This window comes from Nocardia sp. NPDC051756, assembly GCF_040681495.1.
GTDB lineage: Bacteria > Actinomycetota > Actinomycetes > Mycobacteriales > Mycobacteriaceae > Nocardia.
In genome coordinates, this window is record NZ_JBFAYV010000003.1 from 14721 (window position 1) to 36669 (window position 21949).

Below are 21949 nucleotides of genomic sequence, written 5' to 3' on the forward strand. Positions count from 1 at the left end.
AATGTCAGCGGCGGGCCACCCACCCCGCGCCGCGCACGATCAACTCCTTCACCCACGCCGCGGTCCGGCCGGTCAGCACGATGCGGCCGGGCGAATCATCCGCGCGCAGAACCTGAATCAGGCCATCGCGACGGCCGAGGCTCAGGCACTGGAAGACGTAGCGGAACCGCAACTCCCCCGGTTCGGCGCCGCGCAGCCGAGCGGCGACGGCATCGGCCGCGTACTTGCCCGTGGGCAGCGCGGTCGCGCAGGCCATCCGCAGCTCCCGGCCGCCGGGACCGGCGATCACCGCGCTGTCGCCCGCGGCGTAGACATCCGGGTGCGAGACCGACCGCAGTGACGCGTCGGTCAGCACGCGCCCCGTGCCGTCCACCGAAAGGCCTGCTCGCGCTGCAAGATCCGGCACGGCGAAGCCGGCTGTCCACACGGTCGCCGCGGCCTCGACCAGCGAACCGTCGGCCAGCCGCACTCCCTCGGCGGTCACCTCGATCACCTTGGCGTCCGCGCGGATCTCGACACCGAGTTGCTCGAGCACGTGCCGGATATGAACCTGCGCCCGCGCGGAAAGCCACGCGCCCGGCCCGTCGGGACTGAGCAGCAGCACCCGCGAATCAGCGTGCGACTCAGCCAGTTCCGCGGCCAACTCGATCCCGGTCGCACCGGCACCGACAATCGCGACGGCGCCCTTGGGCACCTCGAAGCGATCCGCATCGCCGGGGGTCGACACCGAGTAGGCATGCTCCGCCACGCCCGGCACACTGTTCGGATCAGCGATGCTGCCCAACGCGTACACCAGGGTGTCGTAGTCGAGATCCGTTGCGGTATCGAGCAATACGTGCTTGCCGACGGTATCGATATCCGTCGCCCGAGCGCGGACGAACTCGATCTTCTTGCTTTCCAGCAACTCCCGCAGATTCCACGCCGGAATCTGTTGCCCGGCCGCCTGTTGATGCAGCCGTACCCGCTCGACGAAGCGATCGCGCGCGTCGACGACGGTGATCTGTGCCCCGTGTGCCTTGCTCGCGAGGCGCCCCGCCGCCGCCAAACCCGCGTATCCGGCGCCGAGAACGACGATCCGATGCTGTCCGGTCATGATGTGGCTCCTTTTCGATCGGCCGACACCCTTCTGACCGGACAGCCCCGCCATCCCTGACAACTCTGCGCCGTGAAGCACGCCACGGTTGCCCGCGACCTACCGGGAAGGCGCTGACGACCTGGCGAAATAGGCCAGCTTCTCCGGATTCACGACCAGCCGCAGCGTCGCGACCGCGCCCTCGACCAGCTCCACCGCGACCACCGCCACCGGCAGGTCGTTCACCCTGGCCACCGCGGCGGGCGCGCCGTTGACCTGCTCGATCAGGATCTCCATGCCGGGCACCTCCCAGCGGAACAGCCCGGACAGGTACCGCGCGACCTTATTCGGCCCGACCACCGGACGCCGGGCCGCGTTGAGCTGCCCGCCGCCGTCCGCGATCGAGACGACGTCGGCGGTGAGCAGCTGTTCCAGCGATTCGATGTCCCCGGTCCGCGCCGCCTTCAGGAATCGCTTGATCAGTTCGCCGGCGTACTCGCTGGGAATGTCGAAGCGCGCCCGGCCTTCCCGGACCCGCACCCCGGCCCGGCGGTAGATCTGCTGCGAGTTGGCCTCGCTGATGGTGAGCATGTCGGCGATCTCGCGGTGGGCGTAGCCGAACGCCTCGCGCAGCACGAACACCGCCCGCTCGACCGGCGACAACCGTTCCAGCGCGGTCAGCAGCGCGAACGACACCAGCTCGCGTTCCTCGACGGTCTCCAGCGGGCCGAGCTCGCCGCGTTCGGTGGACACCGGCTCGGGCAGCCACGGGCCGACGTAGGTCTCCCGGCGCGCCCGCGCCGAAACCAGCCAGGTGCGACACAGATTCACCAGCACGGTGGTCAGCCAGGCCTCGGCGGACCGGATCCGGCTGCGGTCGGCGGCATCCCAGCGCAGATAAGTCTCCTGCACGGCGTCTTCGGCCTCCCCGGCCGCACCGAGCATCCGGTAGGCGAGGGCGAACAGCCGGGGACGATGCGTCACGAACACGCCCAACCCGTCCGGCTCCACCGCTACCTTCTTTCGCGCCCGCCCGCCGGATATGACCGTACCGCTCACCCGGTCGGACAGCCGACCGTGTTCACCCCGCGCGGAATCCGCGATACCGAGCAATCGCTTCAGGCCGAATCGGGTGGCGCCGAAGCCACCGATCCCCCACCCGCCGAAGTCGAAGCCACCCACTGCCGCCAGAGTGCCCATGGTTCGAGAGCTTGGTCGGCTCGGCTTTCCAAGACCTTAAGAAATCCCAGTAGGAAACAAGATTCAGCGGGAGAGGTCGTTTGTGTCCCGCCGCTTGCCGCCTGGCCTGCGCAAACGCAGCCGCGCGGTGGAGCCGCGGATGGCCGGGCGGCGGATCACCGGCCGCCGTTGTGCCCGGCGCTGCGCGCGCCGCTCGGCCGGCTTGTGCGTCCAGGTCTCCGGGCGCGCCGCGACCCAGCGCTGGGAGTGCCAGGCGAACGGGATGTGCACCAGGTACAGCGCGATCAGGATCAGCAGCAGCACGGTCGGATAGGTGACCAGCAGCGCCGCGGCCAGCGCGACCAGCACCAGCAGCCCGGCGGCCGCCTGCGGCGCCACCGAGACCGACTTCATAGCCAGCGTCGGCACGGTGCTGACCGCCAATGCCGCCGCGAGCACGGTCCACGCGGCGACCGCGTAGAAGCCGACCCACCAGCCGTCACCGAACAGCACGAACAACGCGACCGGCGCCATCGCGATGAGCGCCGCCGCGGGCGCGGGCACCCCGACGAAGTACTCGCGCGACCATTCCGGCCGGGTGTCGTCGTCCAGCAGGGTGTTGAACCTGGCCAGGCGCAGCACGATGCTCACCGCGAACAGCAGGGCGATGATCCAGCCCGCGGTCTCGGAGTGCAGCAGCGTCACGTAGAGCACGAGCGCGGGCGCGACGCCGAACGAGATGGCGTCGGAGAGCGAATCCAGCTCCGCGCCGATCTTGCTGGTGGCGTCCAGCATTCGGGCCAGCCGGCCGTCGAGGGTGTCCAGCACGGCCGCGGCGCCGATCATCGCCAGCGCGAGATCGAGCCGGTTGTCCAGGCCGAACTTCACCGCGGACAGTCCGGAGCACAGCGCGAGGATGGTCACCACGCTCGGCAGCAGCCGAATGGAGCGGCGCCGCCGTCCCTGGGTCGGAGCAGCCGCCTCCATCATGAAACGACGGATTGGGTGGACCCGAGCACCGCCAGGACGGTCTCGCCGCCGATGGTGCGCTGTCCCGGTTCGACGAGTAGCTCGGTGCCCGCCGGGAAGTAGGTGTCCACCCGGGAGCCGAAGCGGATCAGGCCGTAGGTGTCACCGATGGTCAGCACGTCGCCGACCTGGGCGTCGCACACGATGCGGCGGGCGAGCAGGCCCGCGATCTGCACCACGATCAGCTGATCGCCGGCCGGGGTGTCCAGCACCATGGTGTTGCGCTCGTTCACCGAGCTGGCCTCGGGCAGATCCGCGGACCGGAACTGGCCCGGCTCGTGCTGGACCGAACGGACGATGCCGGAGACCGGCGTGCGCTGCACGTGCACGTCGAGCACGGACAGGAAGATGCTCACCCGGGGCAGCGGCTGGTCGCCGAGGCCCAATTCCGCGGGCGGGGCGGCGGTGTCGACGAGCGCGATCTCGCCGTCGGCGGGTGCGACCACCGCGCCGGGACGGTTCGGCGGCACCCGGTTCGGGTGGCGGAAGAAGGTCGCGCACGCGGCGGCGGCCAGCAGGCCCGTCCGGCGGACCCACTTGCGCTTGCCGCCGAGGACAGCGACCGCAAGGGGTGCGGCGACGAACGGAAGCCCGGCGGGGTGCAGCGGGGGGATCGCGTTGCGAACCAGGTCGGCGACGTGGCCGACTCCGGTGCGGTCAGGCGTGCCGGGCGGCGTGGGACGGCGGGCCACAGGCTCCTCTTTCGTGCTAGATGCAGTCGGATCGCGCCGTCAACGAGAGGACCGGCGCAAGCGTTCACACCTTACGGGAAAGGAGCCTGTGGCACGGTGTCGTCAGCTTCGGACTCGGCGTCCCGTCACCAGACCGACCAGGAACAGCAGAATCACGGCACCGGCGATGCAGGTGAAGAAGCTGAACCAGAGGCCGCCGCCTTCGACGTCGACGCCGAACAGCTTCAGCAGGAAGCCGCCGAGCAGGCCGCCGACGATGCCGACGACGATGTTGAGCAGGATGCCCTGCTGGGCGTCCGTCTTCATGATCTTGCTGGCGATCCACCCGGCAAGACCGCCGATGATGATCCATCCGATAATCCCGAGACCGAGCATGGTGTCCTCGCAATCCGCACCTGCCGTCCGCGAAGCGGAAAGACGGCAGACACATAGTTGGGGCACGCTGGACCAAGCATTCAGCATGCTAATCGGCGTATACCCGGGGTTTGTGAGAATACGCACGGCGAAACGCCGAGCTTCGGGCTAATATGAGGGGGCCTCATGTCTACGGCTCCGTAGGTGGCGGCTGATGAAGGATCCATTTTCGAGGCTTCGGGGACAACCCGGCGGCGGTGCCGCAGGTACATAGGAGACGCACATGGCTGCTCGAATCGCCCAGACCACCGGGGCAGAGCACACGGCGATCCTCGGACTCGGCGTATACCGCCCGGTTCGAGTCGTCACCAACGACGAGGTGGCGGGTCCGATCAACTCGAGCGACGAGTGGATCCAGACGAGGTCGGGGATCAAGACCCGGCGTTTCGCCGATGAGTCGGAAACCGTCCAGAGCATGAGCGTCGCGGCCGCACAGGGGGCGCTGGAATCGGCGGGGATCGCGGTCGACCAGGTCGATTGCGTGATCGTCGCGACGTCGACGCACCTGCTGCTCACCCCGGCCGCCGCACCGCGGATCGCCACCGAACTCGGCATGAACGGCTCGGCCGCCTTCGACGTCTCCGCCGGCTGCGCGGGCTTCTGCCACGCGCTCGCGCTGGCCTCGGACCTGGTTCGCGGCGGCACCGCAGGCCACGTGCTGGTGATCGGCGTGGAGAAGCTGACCGACACGATCAACCCGACCGACCGCTCCACCGCGTTCCTGTTCGCCGACGGCGCGGGCGCGGTGATCGTCGGCCCGTCCGACGAGCCCGGCATCGGGCCCACCGTGTGGGGTTCGGACGGCACCCAGCATCACGCGATCCGGCAGGACAAGGACTGGGTCGAGTTCTTCCGCGAGATCGAGGAGAAGGGCACCGACGCGGTCCGCCCCTACCTGACCATGGAGGGCACCGCGGTATTCCGCTGGGCCGCACACTCGTTGGAGAAGGTGTGCCGCGACGCCATCGACCGGGCCGGGCTGTCCACCGAGGACCTGGACGCGATGATTCCGCACCAGGCCAACGGCCGGATCATCGAGATCATGGCGCGGGTGCTGAAGCTGCCGGAGAACTGCGCGCTGGCCAACGACATCGAGGAGACCGGCAACACCTCGGCCGCGTCCATCCCGCTGGCGATGGAATCGCTGCTGCGCAAGGGTGAGTCGAAGCCGGGCGACACCGCGCTGCTCATCGCGTTCGGCGCGGGGCTGTCCTACGCGGCGCAGGTCGTGACGCTGCCGAAGTTCGCGCTCACGGTCTAACCCAGGCCCCAGGTGACCTTCACCGTGAAGGTCACCGTCTGGGTGCCCGGTTCCAGCGGAACAGATGACTGCGCCGCCGAGTCCCGCCCGGACAGCTTGGCGCTGTCGTCGTCGCGGCTGTTCGCCTCGGAGATGGTGATGACCTTCGTCAGCTTCAACCCGGCGAGCACCGCGTACTGCTCCGCCCTGGCCTTGGCGTCGGCGAACGCGCGCGCCCGGGCATCGGCGAGCAGCTGCGAGTTGTCGTCGATCGCGAAAGACACCGAGCGCAGCCGGGTTTCGTTGCCGCCGGCCTTGATCGCGCTGTCCAGCACGCCGGAGGCCTTGCTCAGATCCCGCACGACGACGCGGACCGAGTTGTCGGCGCGGTAGCCGACGACGGTATTGCCGCCGTCCGGGCCGCCCGCGTATTGCGGCTGGATCGAGACGTCGGTGGTCCGCACGTCCTCCCTAGTCGCGCCCGCCCCCACGATCGCGTCGGTCATCGCCTTGGCCCGGTCGTTGGCCCGGCTGATCGCCGCCGACACATTATCGGCGGTCACCTCGATGCCGATATCGGCGTTCAAAATGTCCGGCGCACCACGCACCTGGCCGCTGCCGACCACGGTGACTTCGCGCTCGGGCCCGGAATCCGACGAGCCGCAGCCCGTCGCCAGTGCGGCGGTCGCCGCGAGTGCGGCAACCGCCGCCGACCAGCGCGTCATTCGCATACTCGGCAACTTACGCACCGAACGCGCGGCGCCGAGCGCGAACACGCCGACTAGTTGTGCGCCTCGACCACGGTCTTGATCTTGTCGAGCGTCTCGTGCATCCCGCGGATCAGCGCCTCCTCGAACGGCGCCTCCCCGCCGAGCGCGGCGTCGATGGACTTGCGGGAAAACCAGCTGGTGCCGTTGGGCACGTCGCGGCGTTCGACCAGCCGGGTGCCGGTCTCGGTCGCCTCCAGCGTGTAGCTCCAGATCGACCGGTTCTCGTTGATCTTGAACGCGAACGCCTGGTTCGGCTCGAACCGCACGATGCGCGCGGTGGTCGGCCAGTACTTCTTGCCGTCGGTGTTCAGGTTGAGCACCCAGGTGCCCGCCTTCGGGGTGCCGAGCGGAACCATCCGCACGCACTGCGGGCTGAACTCGGGCATGCGCTTGAGATTCGAGACCACCGCCCACACTTTGTCCGGCGGCGCGGCGATATCAATGGTGGCTTCGAGATTCTTCGGCAACACTGCCTCCGGTATTCATGCGAGCGACCGTCAGCTGTCCGGTCGAGCGCGCTTGATAGACAGCGCACATTTTAATCGGGAAGACAGTTGGGTCACATTCAGCATGTTGTCCATCGATCTCGGTAATGGCCAGCGCACAATGCCGGATAGAAGAAGCAAAGACACTGCCTCCAGCTTTCCCGCCAACGTGAGGTGATCGGCCGTGAACCTGCGCTCCCTCTTACACAGACGCCATGCGGAACATGTTCCGCTGCTGCCCGCCGACGACTCCGACGGCCCGCCGGGGCGCGGCCCGTCCCCGGAAAAACTCGAGCGACTGCTCACCACCGACGAACTCGACCTGATCCGGCACCATCTGCTGTGACGCGGTCGTGTCCGCCAGGAGTGAAACACCGACGACACGGTTTGCACCGACGATTCATACTCGTTAGGTGACTTCACCCGCTGCCACGAAACCGGCCATCCTCAGTGTCGACGACGACCCAGGGGTTTCCCGGGCGGTCGTGCGCGACCTGCGGCGTCGCTACGGCGCCGAATACCGGATTCTGCGCGCGGAATCGGGCGCCCAGGCGCTCGAGGCGCTGCGTGAGATGAAATTGCGCGGCCAGCCGGTCGCGGTCCTGATCGCCGACTACCGGATGCCGGGCATGGACGGCATCGAATTCCTCGAGCAGGCGATGGACCTGCATCCGTTCGCCCGTCGCGTGCTGCTGACCGCCTACGCCGACACCAGCGCCGCGATCAACGCGATCAACGTGGTCGACCTGGACCACTACCTGCTCAAGCCGTGGGATCCGCCGGAGGAGAAGCTCTACCCGGTGCTGGACGGCCTGCTCGACGCCTGGCGCAGCAGCGAGCACCGGCCGGTCACCGAGACCAAGGTGGTGGGCAATCGCTGGTCGCCGCGGTCCTCGGAGGTGCGCGAGTTCCTCGCCCGCAACCAACTGCCCTACCGCTGGTACCTGGCCGACGAGCCGGAGGGCGCACGGCTGCTCGAGGCGGCCGGCGCCGACCCCGAGCGATGTCCGGTGATCATCACCGCGGCCGGTGACACCCTGGTGCAGCCGTCGGACAACGAGCTGGCGCAGAACGTCGGGCTCACCGTCAACGCGACGGGCGACTTCTACGACCTGATCGTGGTCGGCGGCGGGCCGGCCGGGCTCGGCGCCGCGGTGTACGGCGCCTCGGAGGGCCTGCGCACCGTGCTGGTCGAGCGCACCGCGACCGGCGGACAGGCCGGGCAGAGCTCGCGCATCGAGAACTACCTCGGCTTCCCGGACGGCGTTTCCGGCGGCCAGCTGGCCGATCGGGCGCGGCGGCAGGCGGCGAAGTTCGGCGCCGAGGTGATCACCACCCGCGAGGTGATCTCGCTGGAGGTCAACGGTTCCGCGCGCACGGTGCGCTTCGCCGACGGCGGCAGGCTCTGCGCGCACACGGTGATCATCGCGACCGGCGTCGACTACCGCAGGCATCCGGCCCGCGGCGTCGACGACTTCACCGGGCGCGGTGTGTATTACGGCTCGGCGATGACCGAGGCCTCCGAATGCGCCGACCGCGACGTCTATATCGTCGGCGGCGCGAATTCCGCGGGCCAGGCGGCGGTGTTCTTGTCCCGCAACGCGAAAACGGTCCATCTGGTTGTGCGCTCCGGCTCGCTGGACAATTCGATGTCGCACTACCTGATCCAGCAGATCGCGCAATTGCCGAATATCAAGGTGCACACCAATACCGAGGTGATCGCCGCCGACGGCGACGAGCACCTGCAACAGATCGTGTTGCGCAACAACGAAACCGGCAACGAGGAAAAGGCCGAGGCCGAGCGCCTGTTCCTGTTCATCGGCGCCGCACCGCAAACCGATTGGCTCGACGGCGTGATCAAGCGCGACGACGCCGGCTATGTGCTCGCCGGGCCGGACCTGCTCGTCGACGGCGCACGCCCGGCGGGCTGGGAATTGCCCCGTCCGCCACATCATCTGGAGACCAGCGTGCCCGGCGTGTTCGTGGCCGGCGACGTGCACGCCGATTCGGCCAAGCGCGTCGCGTCGGCGGTCGGTGAGGGTGCGATGGCGGTCATGCTCGTGCACCGGTACCTAGCCTAAAACAGGAGGCGGGCAAATGAATTCAACCGAGAACGCGGACCGCAGCAGCCGATTGGTCTGCGACCCAGCGGAATTGCGCACCCTGTTCCTGTTCGAGAAATTGACCGACGAGCAGCTGGACTGGCTGTGCCGGGACGGGCGGGTCGAAACCATCGAGCCGGGCCTGGTTTTCCGCGAGGGCGAACCGGCCACCTGCTTCTACGTGCTGATGGAGGGCGAGGTCGTGCTGACCAAGCTGTCCGGCGGCACCGAGATCGAGCTGGTCCGCACCTCGCACCACGGCGCCTACTCCGGCGCCTGGATGGCCTACATCGGCGACAAGGTCGACCAGACCTACAACGGGTCGCTGAAGGTGACGGTGCCATCGCGGTTCTTCGTGCTCGACGCCGCGATCTTCGCCGAGATGATGAACGAATGGTTCCCGATGGCGGTGCACCTGTTGGAGGGCGTGTTCTTCGGCAACCGCAACGCCAACGCGCGGGTCGGCCAGCGCGAGCGGCTGCTCGCCCTCGGCTCGCTGTCGGCGGGCCTGACCCACGAGCTGAACAACCCGGCCGCCGCCGCCGTGCGGGCCACCTCCGGCCTGCGCGAACGGGTCGCGGGCATGCGGCACAAGCTGGCCATGATGGCCGACGGCAAGTTCGACACCGCGTCCCTCGGCGCGCTGGTGCGGCTGCAAGAGGAGGCCGCGGCGCAGGTGGCCAAGGCGCCGGAGCTGTCGCCGATGGAGGCCGCCGATCGCGAGGACGTGCTCGGCGAGTGGCTCGAGCAACACGACATCATCGACGGCTGGAGTCTCGCGCCGAACTTCGTCCAGGCGGGCTTCGATGTCGACTGGCTGGAGCGGGTGTCGGCCACCCTCGAAGGCGCCACGGAAAAGGTGTTCGAAGGCGCGATCCGCTGGTTGAACTACACCATCGAGACCGAGCTGATGATGAACGAGATCGCCGACTCCACCACGCGCATCTCCTCGCTGGTCAATGCGGCCAAACAGTATTCGCAGATGGACCGCGCGCCGTTCCAGGTGGTGGACATCCACGATCTACTGGACAGCACGCTGGTGATGCTCAGCCGCAAGATCGGCGACGGCGTCGAGGTAGTCAAGGAGTACGACCGCTCGCTGCCCCAAGTGCCTTGTTACGCAGCGGAATTGAACCAGGTGTGGACCAACCTGATCGACAACGCGGTCTACGCGATGGGCGGTCAGGGCACCCTGAGCGTCCGCACCAGGCACGAAAACGACTGTGCCGTCATCGAAATCGGCGACACCGGCCCCGGCATACCGGAGGACGTGCGCAGCCGCATCTTCGAGCCGTTCTTCACCACCAAGCCGATGGGCGAGGGCACCGGGCTGGGCCTGGACATCTCGTTCCGGATCGTGGTGAACAAGCACGACGGCGACATCCAGGTCGATTCCGAGCCGGGCAACACGCGATTCACCGTGTGGCTGCCGCTGAATCGCACGCCCGACGATCCGGCGGAGCAGAATCAGGCCGAACCGGAAACCACTTCAGGAGGTCAACGATGACGCAGGAGTTCGAGGGCATCGATATCGCGGTACCGCCCAGCGGCACCGGCTGTGTGGAATGCGAAGCGGCGCAAGGCTGGTGGGTGCATCTGCGCCGGTGCGCGCAGTGCGGGCACATCGGCTGTTGCGATACCTCGCCGGCCCAGCACGCCAGCCTGCACGCGAAAGACACCGGCCACCCGTTCATTCAGAGCTTCGAACCGGGCGAGGACTGGTACTACAACTTCACCACCGAGGAAATGTACGGCGACGGACCGGAACTCACCCCGCCGAACAGCCATCCGGCCGACCAGGGCGCGCCGGGCCCGCGCAACCGGGTGCCCGCGGACTGGCAGGCACACATCCACTGAAACCCCGCGCACCCGGTACGCTGCACCCGACGTGCCGGGTATGCCGGTGCTGATCGACGACATATCCACCGGGGAAAGCACGGTATGAAGCGAACTTCCGCCATCGTCCTGGTCACCGGGACGGTGGCCTTGCTGCTGGCAGGCTGCGGCCAGTCCGCGAACGATTCCGCCGATGCGAACGGCCTGCGCAAGGGCGACTCGTCCACCAGCGCGACCGCGTCGGCCGCGAAGCCGTCGGCCCCGGCCGCCGCGCCCAGCCCCGGCGCACCGGCCCCCGCGCCGACCGCCGAGCAGCCGGGCACGCCCGCGTCCGGCGATCCGACGAAGACCACCTGCGGCGAGTTCAAGAAGCTGGACACCGACGCGGAGAAGGCGGTGATCGAGCAGATCCTCGCGGCCAACCCGGACAGCACGTTCACCGGCAGCCCGAATGTCGCGCTCGGCACCGCCAAACTGGTCTGCCTGTCCGGCAGCGTGGCCGAGACCCCGGTCGCGGTCGCCGCCGGGATCGTGCCCAAGAACAAGTAGCCCCGCCCATCCCCGGCCACGAGCACGCTCCGGCGCGGCAGAATGGCACGGTGGCAGAACTCGCGCTCACCGCTCGACTGAACCCTTCCGCGGCCGACGCCCGGCGGGGGGTGGTGCGGCTGCATCCGGAGGCGCTGACCGCGCTCGGGCTGCGCGAGTGGGACGGCATCGCGCTGGTCGGCGCGCGCCGCACCGCGGCCGTGGTCGGCGTCGCCCCGGCGGACACCCCGGCCGGGGTCGCGCTGCTCGACGACGTGACGCTGTCCAACGCGGGCCTGCGCGAGGACGCGACGGTGGTCGTCGCGCCGGTGACCGTCTACGGCGCCAAGCAGATCTCGGTGAGCGGCTCGGTGCACGCCACCCGCACCATCCCGGCGGCGACGCTGCGCCAGGCGCTGCTCGGCAAGGTGGTGACCGTCGGCGACACGGTCTCGCTGCTGCCCCGCGATCTCGGCCCGGAGATCAGCTCCGCCGCTGCCTCCCAAGCACTTTCGCGGACCTTCGGGATCGCGTGGACCACCGAGTTGCTCACCGTCACCGCCACCGATCTGCGCGGCCCGGTCAGCGTGCAGCCGAACACCGCGGTCGTCTGGGGCGCCGGGGTGGTCGCGGCCAGAGACGCCGCCGACCGGGCGCTGGCGGGGACGCCGATCCCACCGGGCGAGGCGTCCCGCGGCGCGATCGAGGCCGCGGCGTTCGACGGCGCGGCAGGCTCGCAGGGCGCGTCGAACGGCCGGAGCGCGGCCGTCCGGGACGCCGATCCGCTGATCACCGTCAAAGATCTGGCGGGCGTGCACAGCCAGGCGACGAAGCTCACCGAGTGGCTCAGCCTCGCCCTCGACGAGCCCGAACTGCTCAAAACCCTCGGCGCGACACCGCGACTCGGTGTCCTGATCACCGGCCCGGCCGGCGTCGGCAAGGCCACCCTGGCCCGCGCGGTCACCGCGCCGCGCCGCATGGTCGAGCTGGACGGCCCGACCATCGGCGCCGCGGAGAGCGGCACCCGGCTGCGCGAGGTGGCCGAGGCGGTGGCCGATGTCTGTTCCGGACAGGGCGGCATCCTGCTGATCACCGATATCGACGCGCTGCTGCCCGCGCAGGCCGAACCGGTCGTCACGCTCATCCTGGATCAGCTGCGCGCCGCGGTCGCCGAGCCGTGCGTCGCCTTCCTCGCTACCACCGCACACCCCGCGGGGATCGATCCCCGGCTGCGCGCTCCCGACTTATGCGACCGCGAACTGGCCCTCGCGCTGCCCACCGCCCCGGTACGCAAGTCGCTGCTGGAACAGCTGCTGCGGCGAGTACCGACGGCAGACCTGAAGCTCGACGAAATCGCCGCACGCACACCGGGATTCGTGGTCTCCGACCTGGCCTCACTCTGCCGCGAGGCGGCCCTGCGCGCCGCATCGCGCGCCAGCAAGGAACACTCGGAACCCCAACTGACCCAACCCGATCTGCTCGGCGCGCTGAAAGTGATTCGGCCACTGTCACGTTCGGGCATGGACGAGCTGGCCATCGGCAGCCTCACCCTGGACGAGGTCGGCGACATGGTGGAGACCAAGCAGGCGCTGACCGAAACGGTGTTATGGCCACTGCGGCACCCGGATTCGTTCGCCCGGCTGGGCGTCGACCCGCCGCGCGGCGTGCTGCTCTACGGCCCGCCCGGCTGCGGCAAGACCTTCCTGGTGCGCGCGCTGGCGAGCACCGGCCAGCTCAGCGTGCACACGGTCAAGGGCGCCGAGCTGATGGACAAGTGGGTCGGCTCGTCCGAACGCGCGGTGCGCGAATTGTTCCAGCGCGCACGCGATTCCGCGCCCTCGCTGATCTTCCTCGACGAGGTGGACGCGCTGGCCCCACGGCGCGGCCAGACCGGTGATTCCGGCGTCGGTGACCGGGTGGTCGCCGCGCTGCTCACCGAACTCGACGGCGTGGAACCGCTGCGCGACGTGGTGGTGCTCGGCGCGACGAACCGCCCGGAACTGATCGACCCGGCGCTGCTGCGACCCGGACGGCTGGAGCGACTGGTCTTCGTGCCGCCGCCGGACAGCGCGGCCCGGCTGGAGATCCTGCGCACGGCCGGCCGCTCGGTGCCGCTGGCCGCCGACGTCGATCTCGCCGCGCTGGCCCGCAAGCTCGACGGCTACTCCGCCGCGGACTGCGCCGCGCTGCTGCGCGAGGCCGCGCTGACCGCCATGCGCCGCGACCTCGACGCCGCGGACGTCACCGCGGCGGACGTGGCGGCGGCCCGGGCCACGGTCCGCCCGTCGCTGGACGCGTTGCAGGTCGAGTCGCTGCGCCGCTACGCGGAGAACCGCGGGCAGTCCACGGGCAGCGAAGGCCGCTACCTCTGACCGTTCTGACATTTCGCCCATTTCGACATGCCGTCGCCAAGTGATGGCAATCACAGATTCGCTGGTCGAGCGCAGGTATGTTCGGCACGTGCGACGGATGGGTGATGCGTTCGACGCGGTCACGGCCTTCTTCGGCGCCGCGGTCGCGGGTGTGACGCTGTTCCTGCCGGTCACCTTCTCCTCGATCCGGCAGAGCACGCCGTATCAGATCACCAACCTGTGGGACAGCGTGCCGCGCGGCGCGGCCATCGGCGTGATCGTCGCGGTCGCGGTCGCCGTGCTGGTCGGCACCGCCTTCCGCCCGGCGACCGCGTGGCTGGTCGCGGTGTTCGGCATCCTCGCGCAACTGATCAATCACATTGCCGGACGCCATGTCTCGTCCGCCGACATGCTCACCACGCAGAACTACGTCGACTCGGTGTGCGCCGGGATCGTGCTCGGCGGGCTCGGCGTCGCGGCGCTGCGCAAGCCGGTGCCGGCCGCTGGCTTCGCGCTCGGCGGCGCGAGCTTCTTCGTGTTCAGCGACCTCGCGGACTTCCTGGACATCGACGACGATCCGCTCAACGTGCTGGAGACGCCGCCGAGCTGGCTGATCGCGCTGGCCATGGTGCTGCTGGTGCTGAGCGCCCTGCGCAATCGGACCAAGGCCGGGCAGCCGGAACCCGCGCGGTTGTCGATCGAGCTGCCGGTCGCGCCGATCCTCGCGGCCATGGTGCTCGCCCTGGTCATCCTGGCCATCACCGAATGGCTGCAACGGCAATACACCAACGCCCCCGCCATCAATCACGCCGTCGACATCGGGCTCACCGCCGCGGCCACGGTGTTCGCCGCGACCGCGGCCGCCATGCTGCTGCCCGGCCGCGACGGGTACGGCGTCTATCTCGCGGTCAGCCTGACCGCCGTGGCCGACGCCTTCGGCTATGCCGGCCGGCCCGGCTGGAGCGTCTGGGTGCTGCTCGCGCTCACCGCCGTCGGCCTGATCGCCGGGGCCAGGCGACCCTCGATGCTGGTGGCGGTCGCGTTGCTCGCGGCGATCGCGCTGTTCGCCATCCTCACCCCGCCCGAGGCGAACTGGATCCGCTTCGCCATCGGGAGCGCGGTGCTCGCGCTCACCGCCGGCTACTGCTGCTCGTCCGCGCGGCCGCGGTTCGCGCCGAGCGGCGTGCTGGCCATCGCCGCCCTCTACCTGCCGACGGCCATCTCCGTGCTGCCCGACGACAGCAAGAGCTGGCATCTGCCGGACAGCGCGGCGCACGACACCACGCCCGGGCGCACCGCGCTGGCGATCGTGCTTGGCAGCGCGGTCGGCCTCGCCGTGCTACACCACTTCCGGCCACGCGGCCGGCCGCAGGCCACCGACCCCTCGACCGACGCGGCGTTAGCGGATATATAGCCCCAGCGCCGCCGTGTACCCGACGCCATAGCCGCGCAGGCCGCGGAAATCCCCAGGCTCCACGTAAGATTGTCCCGCACCACCCCGCCGCCCCTACCCGACGGAGTGCAGTTTGCTCGCTATCCTGCTCGCCCTCGCCGCCGCCGCGCTCGTCGCACCGCTGTGGGTAAGGGCGCTGGGACGCAACGCTTTCTACCTGCTTGCCCTGGTGCCGCTCGGCGGCCTCGGCTGGGTCGTCGCGAATTGGGGTAGCACACAGCGGGTTCGGCTGGAGTGGGCGCCGAGCATCGAGATGAACATCGATCTGCGTTTCGACTCGCTCGCCGCCATCATGTCCGCGCTGGTGCTCGGCATCGGCGCGCTGGTGCTCGGCTACTGCGCCAGATACTTCGAGGACGACGAGCCGCGCCTCGGCGTGTTCGCGGCCGAGATGGTCGGCTTCGCCGGGGCCATGTTCGGCCTGGTGACCAGCGACAACATGCTGTTGCTCTTCGTTTTCTGGGAAGTGACGACGGTGCTGTCGTTCCTGCTCGTCGGCCACAACGCCGAGCAGGCGAACAGCCGCCGCGCCGCCATCCAGGCGCTGCTGGTGACCGCCGCGGGCGGGCTGGCGATGCTGGTCGGCCTGATCATCCTAGGCGAGGCGAACCACAGCTACCTGCTCTCCGACCTGCTGGCCCGCGCGCAACCGCCGAGTGGGCTCGCGGTGAACGTCGCGGTGGTGCTGATCCTGATCGGCGCGCTGAGCAAGTCCGCCGTGGTGCCGCTGCACTTCTGGCTGCCCGGCGCGATGGCCGCGCCGACGCCGGTCAGCGCGTATCTGCACGCCGCGGCCATGGTCAAGGCCGGTGTGTACCTGATCGCGCGGCTCGCGCCGGTATTCGCGGAGAACCCGGTCTGGCATCCGCTGGTGCTCACCCTCGGCGTGGCATCGATGCTGCTGGCCGGGTTGCGCGCGCTCGAGGTGGTCGATCTGAAGCTGGTGCTCGCCTTCGGCACGGTGAGCCAGCTGGGCTTCCTGGTCGTGCTGGTCGGCATCGGCACGCCGGACGCGGCGCTGGCCGGGGTGGCGATGATCGTGGCGCACGCGTTGTTCAAGGCGTGCCTGTTCATGGTCGTCGGGATCATCGATCACGGCGCGGGCACCCGCGATCTGCGCCGACTATCCGGGCTCGGCCGCCGCGCGCCGGTGCTGTGCGGCATCGCCATCCTGGCCGCGTTGAGCATGGCCGGGATTCCGCCGCTGGTCGGGTTCGTCGGCAAGGAGAGCGCGCTCGGCGCGATCCTGGACGCGGACACGCTCAACGGCCCCGCGCGGGTGGCGCTCGCGGTCGGCGTGGTGTTCGGCTCGATGCTGACCGTCGGCTACAGCATTCGCTTCGTCTGGGGCGCTTTCGCGGACAAGCAGGGCGTCGCGCGGCCGACCGCGCACGGCGCGCATCGGGTCCGCCGGGTCTCCGACTACGCCGAAAGTCCCGGTCCGGTGGTGGAATTCGGTGACGGCAAGCACGCCACCGACGACGGTGGCTGGCATGCGCCGGGAACGCTGTTCCTGGCCGCACCGGCGATCCTCGCGGTCGCGAGCCTGGCCGCCGGTCTGGCCGCGCCGGGGACGGATCGCCTGCTGAGCCCATACGCCGAAACGTTTTCCGAAGACCTGCTCACCTATCTTGCGCTGTGGCACGGCTTTACCGTCCCGCTGGGGCTGACGGTGCTGATCATCGCGGGCGGCATCGCGCTGTTCCAGCTGCGCGACCGGCTCCGGGATCCGGCCCGCCCGCGGCTCGGCAACGCCGACCGGGCCTACGACGCGACCCTGCGCGGCATGGACCGGCTCTCGCTGCGGATGACCAGCGCGGTGCAGCGCGGGTCGCTGCCGCTGAGCCAGGCGACCATCCTCGGCACGCTGATCATCCTGCCGACCGTGCTGCTCGCCCTCGGCACCCGCACCGGAGTCCAACTGCGCCTGTGGGATTCGCCGTTGCAGGCGGTGATCGGCGCGATCATGGTGGCGATGGCGCTCGGCGCGACGGTGCTGCGCAACCGGCTGGCCAGCGTGCTCGTCGTCGGCGTCACCGGGTACGGCTGCGGCGTGATCTTCGCGCTGCACGGCGCGCCCGATCTCGCGCTGACCCAATTCCTGGTCGAGACACTGACCCTGGTGATCTTCGTGCTGGTGTTGCGCGCCTTCCCGGCGGAGATCGAGGCGGGCCGGGCGACCCCGTTCAAGGCGCGCCGCGCGGTGCTCGCCGCGCTGGTGGGCGCGTCCGTCACGGTGCTCGGCGCGTTCGCCGTCGCCGCCCGCACCGCCGAACCGATCTGGCACCGGATCCCCGATGCCGCTTACCAATTCGGCGGCGGCAAGAACGCGGTCAACGTCCTGCTGGTCGACGTCCGCGCCTGGGACACCCTCGGCGAGATCTCGGTGCTGGTGGTCGCCGCGACCGGCGTCGCCTCGCTGGTGTTCCGCAGCCGCCGCTTCGGCAGCGCGCCGCGCGCGGCCGATTCACCCAACTACGACCCGGATCTGGTGAGCTGGCTGCCCGCCGGGCGACTGGTCGATCGCGCGGACCGCTCGATGGTCATGCAGATCACCACCCGGCTGGTGTTCCCGACCATCATGGTGCTGTCGGTGTATTTCTTCTTCTCCGGCCACAACGCGCCGGGCGGCGGATTCGCCGGCGGGCTCACCGCCGGACTCGCGCTGACGCTGCGCTATCTCGCCGGTGGCCGGTACGAACTCGGCGAGGCGCTGCCGGTCGACGCCGGCCATCTGCTCGGGGCCGGACTGGCCCTGTCCACCGGAACCGCCGTCGGCTCACTGTTTTTCGGCGTTCCGCCGCTGTCCTCGGCGATCTTCGAGGTGACGCTGCCGCTGCTCGGCCACATCAAGCTGGTGACCGCGCTGTTCTTCGACCTCGGTGTCTATCTGATCGTGGTCGGCCTGGTGCTCGATGTGCTGCGCAGCCTCGGCGCGCGCCTGGACAGCGAGCTGGCCCCGCGCGAAACCACCTCGGTGACCGGAGGTTCCGCACGATGACCGCCAACCTGACGCTGCTGATCGTCATCGGCATCCTGGTCGCCTGCGGGGTGTATCTGATCCTGGAGCGCGCGGTGTCGAAGATGCTGCTCGGCCTGATCCTGTTCGGCAACGCGGTGAATCTGCTGATCATCACCCTGGCCGGCCCGGACGGGCGCGCGCCGATCCAGGGCCAGACCGACTCCACCCAGCGCGACACCGCCGACCCGCTCGCCCAGGCCATGGTGCTCACCGCGATCGTGATCACCATGGGCCTCGCGGCCTTCGTGCTCGCGCTGGCCTACCGCTCCTTCACCATCACCACCACCGACGATGTCGAGAACGACCAGGAAGACGTCGATATCGCCCGCAGGCGCGAGCGAGAGGATCCGGAAGATTGAACCTCTCCCCCGGCCTGCTACCGATCCTCATGCCGCTGCCCGTGCTGGTGCCGCTGCTCGCGGCCGCGGGCACGCTGATCTTCGGGCGCAGGCCACGGACCCAGCGCACCATCATGCTCTGTGCCCTCACCGGTGTGGTCGTCATCTGCGGATTGCTGCTCTATCTGGCCGACCGCGACGGCACCACCGCGTTACAGGTCGGCAACTGGGAGACGCCGATCGGCATCACGCTGGTGGTGGACCGGTTGTCCGCGGCAATGTTGCTCGTCTCGTCGATCGTGCTACTCGCCGTGGCGCTCTACGGTTCCGGGCAGAACATCCGCGACGGCGGCGAACGCCAGCCGACCTCGATCTACCGGCCCACCTATCTGGTGCTGACCGGCGGCGTCGCGGCCGCGTTCCTGGCCGGCGATCTGTTCAACCTGTTCGTCGGCTTCGAGATCCTGCTCGCCGCCTCGTTCGTGCTGCTGACCGTCGGCGGCACCGAGGAACGGATCCGCGCGGGTGTGTCGTATGTGATGGTCTCGATGCTGTCGTCGCTGATCTTCCTGACCGGCATCGGCCTGACCTACGCGGCCACCGGCACGCTGAACCTGGCCCAGTTGGCCCAGCGGATCGGCGCGGTGCCGGAGGGCACCCGCACCGCCATCTACGCGGTGCTGCTGGTGGCGTTCGGCATCAAGGCCGCGGTGTTCCCGCTGTCCAACTGGCTGCCCGACTCCTACCCCACCGCGCCCGCCCCGGTGACCGCGGTGTTCGCCGGCCTGCTCACGAAAGTCGGTGTGTACGCGATCATCCGGACACATTCGCTGCTGTTCCCCGGCGGTGAGTTCGATTCGATCCTGCTGGTCTGCGGGTTGCTCACCATGCTGGTCGGCATCTTCGGCGCGATCGCGCAGAGCGACATCCGGCGACTGCTGTCGTTCACCCTGGTCAGCCACATCGGGTACATGATCTTCGGCGTCGGGCTGGCCAGCACGGCCGGGCTGGCCGGCGCGGTTTTCTATGTGGCGCACCACATTCTGGTGCAGACCGCGCTGTTCCTGGTGGTCGGCCTGATCGAGCGGCAGGCGGGCTCGACCTCGCTGCGCCGGCTCGGCGGACTGGCCACCGCGAGTCCGATCCTGGCCGTGCTGTTCCTGATTCCGGCGCTGAATCTCGGTGGCATTCCGCCGTTCTCGGGGTTCATCGGCAAGGTCGCGCTGTTGCAGGCGGGCGCGGAGGACGGCTCCGTGCTGGCTTGGACGCTGGTGGCAGGTTCGGTGCTCACCAGCCTGCTCACGCTGTACGCCGTCGCGCGGGTGTGGAGCAAGGCCTTCTGGCGGCCGCGGGTGGAGGCGCCGGAGGGACACCTCACCGCCGCGCGAACGCCTTCGCTGATCGAGGATTCGACCGACGTGCTCTACGACGAACGCACCCACCCGGGCCGGATGCCGTTCCTGATGGTCGGTTCGACGGCGGCGTTGGTCGCGGTCGGACTCAGCCTGACCGTGCTGGCGGGCCCGATCCTGCGCATCGCCGACCGAGCGGCCGACGACCTGCGCGATCCCGGCGTGTATATCACTGCGGTGCTGGGTAATTCGCCCGCCGAGCCGGGAGCCCCCCGATGAGCGGGGTGAGTCGGGAGACGGTCGTGCGGGTCGGCGTGCTGAGCTGGCTCACCGTCGTCTGGATCGCGCTGTGGGGCGACCTCAGCATCGCCAACCTGCTGGCCGGGCTCGCGGTGGGCGCGCTGATCATGGTGGCGCTGCCGCTGCCCCGGGTACCGGTGAACGGCAGGCTGCATCCGCTGTCGATGCTCGAATTGATCGTGGTGGCCTCGTATTACGCGATCGAGTCCAGTCTTCAGGTGGCCTGGTTCGCGATCCGGCCCGCGAAACCGCCGGTCTCCGGTGTGCTGCGCGTCTACCTGAGCACCAAGTCCGATCTGGTGCTCGTGCTGTGCACCGACCTGTTGAACCTGATCCCGGGCACCATGGTGCTGGAGATCGATCGGCGGCGCTGCGTCGTCTACGTCCACGTGCTGGACGTGAGCAGCGACGCGGCGGTGGACAAGTTCTACCGGACGACCCGCCGCCTGGAGAAGCTGCTCATCTCCTCGTTCGAGCGCCATTCCGAATGGCGCTCGACCCCATCCAGACCTCCGGAGGTGGAGCTGTGACCGTCGTCGCCATCATCGCGGGCGTGCTGCTGACCGCCGCCGCCGTGATCACCAGCTACCGCATTCTGGCCGGGCCGAGCACCCTGGACCGGATCGTCGGCATCGACTCGCTGATGGCGATCGCCGCCTCCGGGCTGGCCGTCTGGGCGGCCTACAGCGAGGACACCACGATCATCCCGGCGATCATCGCGCTGGCCCTGGTCGGCTTCCTCGGCTCAGCCGCCGTCACCCGCTTCCGCGTGAAGGACGAACAACAGTGACCCCGAAGCCGCTGGGCCGACCGGCATTCCGGAACGGAGGCGACCGATGACCGTGTGGCAGTGGATCTCCGGCGCGCTCATCCTGTTCGGCGCCACCCTCGCGCTGACCGCGTCCATCGCGATCGTGCGTTTCCCCGACACCCTCACCCGCATGCACGCCGCCACCAAACCCCAAGTGATCGGCCTGATCCTGGTGCTGGACGGGGCCGGCATCGAACTACTGGGCCACGGCAATGTCTGGGCCCTGGTCCTGGTCGGCCTGTTCACCCTGCTGACCGCCCCCGTGGTCGCCCACCTGATCAGCCGCACCGCCTACCGCGAACAGAGCCACCGCGACGGCTTGCTCACCGTCAACGAACTGGGCAACACCATCGACTGAGTTCGGCCCGCACATGCGATTCAACCACTCTGATCGACTGTACAGAATCCCGTACAGTATATGAGGTGACCGCCATGAGAGGAACTGCGATGCGCCCCATTTCCATCACCGAGGCACGCGCCAACCTAGCCGCAGTCCTGGATTCGGCTACCGAAGACTTCGAGGAGGTCGTCATCACTCGCGCCGGGCACGAGCCCGCCGTCGTCATTTCCCTTCGCGAGTACGAGTCACTGAAGGAAACCGCATACCTCCTGGGCAATCCCGCCAATGCCCGGCACCTGGAGCAGTCGATAGCACAGCTGCGAGCAGGTGAAGCCGAACCCCACGATCTCATCGACCCCGATGCGGAAAACGTCGAGTGAAGATACTTTTCACCCCCAATGGCTGGGCGGACTACTTGTGGTGGCAAGCCAATGATCGGGCGACCCTGAAACGGGTGAACAAACTTATCGACGACATCACTCGCAACGGCTACGACGGTATCGGCAAGCCAGAAGCGTTGCGCCAGAACCTCGCCGGGTTCTGGTCCCGCCGCATCAGCCAAGAACACCGCATCGTCTACGTCATCGAGGATGACACGGCCAAGATCATCTCCTGCCGCCACCACTACGAATAGC

General features: G+C 69.1%; 23 protein-coding genes. 16 read left to right on the top strand and 7 right to left on the bottom strand.

What is annotated here, in order from left to right; translation table 11 throughout:
• Positions 1-4: 4 nt before the first annotated feature.
• The 5 genes from AB0M22_RS11670 to AB0M22_RS11690 all read right to left on the bottom strand — a co-directional run bounded on the left by AB0M22_RS11670 (position 5) and on the right by AB0M22_RS11690 (position 4347).
• The gene (locus tag AB0M22_RS11670; RefSeq protein ID WP_364724199.1) at positions 5-1093 is read right to left on the bottom strand and encodes an FAD-dependent oxidoreductase; all 1089 of its coding nucleotides are present in this window, start codon (positions 1091-1093) and stop codon (positions 5-7) included.
• Between the two features lie 99 nt (positions 1094-1192).
• Positions 1193-2272: an RNA polymerase sigma-70 factor gene (locus AB0M22_RS11675; RefSeq protein ID WP_364724202.1), complete on the bottom strand. Its 1080-nt coding sequence runs from the start codon at positions 2270-2272 to the stop codon at positions 1193-1195.
• Positions 2273-2335: 63 nt separating this feature from the next.
• Positions 2336-3238 (bottom strand): phosphatidylcholine/phosphatidylserine synthase, encoded by a 903-nt coding sequence (locus tag AB0M22_RS11680; protein ID WP_364726833.1) that lies wholly within the window; start codon positions 3236-3238, stop codon positions 2336-2338.
• Complete coding sequence (locus AB0M22_RS11685; RefSeq protein WP_364724204.1) at positions 3238-3972, bottom strand: phosphatidylserine decarboxylase; 735 nt, start codon at positions 3970-3972, stop codon at positions 3238-3240. The genes AB0M22_RS11680 and AB0M22_RS11685 overlap by 1 nt, the downstream gene beginning before the upstream one ends.
• A gap of 102 nt (positions 3973-4074) precedes the next feature.
• On the bottom strand, positions 4075-4347 hold the full coding sequence (locus tag AB0M22_RS11690; protein WP_150399971.1) for a GlsB/YeaQ/YmgE family stress response membrane protein: 273 nt from the start codon (positions 4345-4347) through the stop codon (positions 4075-4077).
• Between the two features lie 262 nt (positions 4348-4609).
• Between AB0M22_RS11690 and AB0M22_RS11695 the strand changes: the two genes are divergently transcribed.
• Positions 4610-5647, top strand: a complete 1038-nt coding sequence (locus AB0M22_RS11695) for a beta-ketoacyl-ACP synthase III (protein WP_364724207.1) — start codon at positions 4610-4612, stop codon at positions 5645-5647.
• On the opposite strand, the gene AB0M22_RS11700 is transcribed toward AB0M22_RS11695, so the two are convergent.
• Positions 5644-6351 carry an SIMPL domain-containing protein gene (locus AB0M22_RS11700; protein WP_364726836.1) on the bottom strand — a complete coding sequence of 236 codons (708 nt, stop codon included), beginning with the start codon at positions 6349-6351 and terminating at the stop codon, positions 5644-5646. The genes AB0M22_RS11695 and AB0M22_RS11700 overlap by 4 nt on opposite strands.
• Positions 6352-6407: 56 nt before the next feature.
• Positions 6408-6863, bottom strand: coding sequence for an SRPBCC family protein (locus tag AB0M22_RS11705; protein WP_364724209.1), 456 nt, complete (start codon positions 6861-6863; stop codon positions 6408-6410).
• Positions 6864-7065: 202 nt separating this feature from the next.
• On the opposite strand from AB0M22_RS11705, the gene AB0M22_RS11710 reads away from it, so the two are divergent.
• The 15 genes from AB0M22_RS11710 to AB0M22_RS11780 all read left to right on the top strand — a co-directional run bounded on the left by AB0M22_RS11710 (position 7066) and on the right by AB0M22_RS11780 (position 21948).
• Positions 7066-7227 (top strand): hypothetical protein, encoded by a 162-nt coding sequence (locus tag AB0M22_RS11710; RefSeq protein WP_364724212.1) that lies wholly within the window; start codon positions 7066-7068, stop codon positions 7225-7227.
• A gap of 67 nt (positions 7228-7294) precedes the next feature.
• Positions 7295-8962 (top strand): FAD-dependent oxidoreductase, encoded by a 1668-nt coding sequence (locus tag AB0M22_RS11715; RefSeq protein ID WP_364724214.1) that lies wholly within the window; start codon positions 7295-7297, stop codon positions 8960-8962.
• A gap of 16 nt (positions 8963-8978) precedes the next feature.
• Positions 8979-10490, top strand: a complete 1512-nt coding sequence (locus AB0M22_RS11720) for an ATP-binding protein (RefSeq protein WP_364724217.1) — start codon at positions 8979-8981, stop codon at positions 10488-10490.
• A complete protein-coding gene (locus AB0M22_RS11725; RefSeq protein ID WP_364724220.1) occupies positions 10487-10840 on the top strand; it encodes a UBP-type zinc finger domain-containing protein in 354 nt (117 codons plus the stop codon). Before AB0M22_RS11720 ends, AB0M22_RS11725 begins: the two co-directional genes overlap by 4 nt.
• 84 nt (positions 10841-10924) lie before the next feature.
• Entirely contained in the window at positions 10925-11368 is a 444-nt protein-coding gene (locus AB0M22_RS11730) for a hypothetical protein (RefSeq protein WP_364724223.1), read from the top strand.
• Positions 11369-11418: 50 nt separating this feature from the next.
• Entirely contained in the window at positions 11419-13719 is a 2301-nt protein-coding gene (locus tag AB0M22_RS11735; protein WP_364724225.1) for an AAA family ATPase, read from the top strand.
• Between the two features lie 43 nt (positions 13720-13762).
• Positions 13763-15112, top strand: a complete 1350-nt coding sequence (locus AB0M22_RS11740) for a hypothetical protein (RefSeq protein ID WP_364724228.1) — start codon at positions 13763-13765, stop codon at positions 15110-15112.
• 112 nt (positions 15113-15224) lie between these two features.
• The gene (locus AB0M22_RS11745; protein WP_364724231.1) at positions 15225-18152 is read left to right on the top strand and encodes a Na+/H+ antiporter subunit A; all 2928 of its coding nucleotides are present in this window, start codon (positions 15225-15227) and stop codon (positions 18150-18152) included.
• Positions 18149-18532 (top strand): Na(+)/H(+) antiporter subunit C, encoded by a 384-nt coding sequence (locus tag AB0M22_RS11750; protein WP_364724234.1) that lies wholly within the window; start codon positions 18149-18151, stop codon positions 18530-18532. The genes AB0M22_RS11745 and AB0M22_RS11750 overlap by 4 nt, the downstream gene beginning before the upstream one ends.
• Positions 18529-20142 carry a Na+/H+ antiporter subunit D gene (locus AB0M22_RS11755; protein WP_364724236.1) on the top strand — a complete coding sequence of 538 codons (1614 nt, stop codon included), beginning with the start codon at positions 18529-18531 and terminating at the stop codon, positions 20140-20142. The genes AB0M22_RS11750 and AB0M22_RS11755 overlap by 4 nt, the downstream gene beginning before the upstream one ends.
• A 5-nt stretch (positions 20143-20147) precedes the next feature.
• Positions 20148-20693: a Na+/H+ antiporter subunit E gene (locus AB0M22_RS11760; RefSeq protein WP_364726839.1), complete on the top strand. Its 546-nt coding sequence runs from the start codon at positions 20148-20150 to the stop codon at positions 20691-20693.
• Positions 20690-20953: a monovalent cation/H+ antiporter complex subunit F gene (locus AB0M22_RS11765; protein ID WP_150399984.1), complete on the top strand. Its 264-nt coding sequence runs from the start codon at positions 20690-20692 to the stop codon at positions 20951-20953. Before AB0M22_RS11760 ends, AB0M22_RS11765 begins: the two co-directional genes overlap by 4 nt.
• A gap of 46 nt (positions 20954-20999) precedes the next feature.
• Positions 21000-21332, top strand: coding sequence for a monovalent cation/H(+) antiporter subunit G (gene mnhG, locus AB0M22_RS11770; RefSeq protein WP_150399985.1), 333 nt, complete (start codon positions 21000-21002; stop codon positions 21330-21332).
• Between the two features lie 89 nt (positions 21333-21421).
• Positions 21422-21694, top strand: coding sequence for a type II toxin-antitoxin system prevent-host-death family antitoxin (locus tag AB0M22_RS11775; protein ID WP_364726842.1), 273 nt, complete (start codon positions 21422-21424; stop codon positions 21692-21694).
• A complete protein-coding gene (locus tag AB0M22_RS11780) occupies positions 21691-21948 on the top strand; it encodes a Txe/YoeB family addiction module toxin (protein WP_364724240.1) in 258 nt (85 codons plus the stop codon). The genes AB0M22_RS11775 and AB0M22_RS11780 overlap by 4 nt, the downstream gene beginning before the upstream one ends.
• The last annotated feature ends 1 nt before the right edge of the window (position 21949 follow it).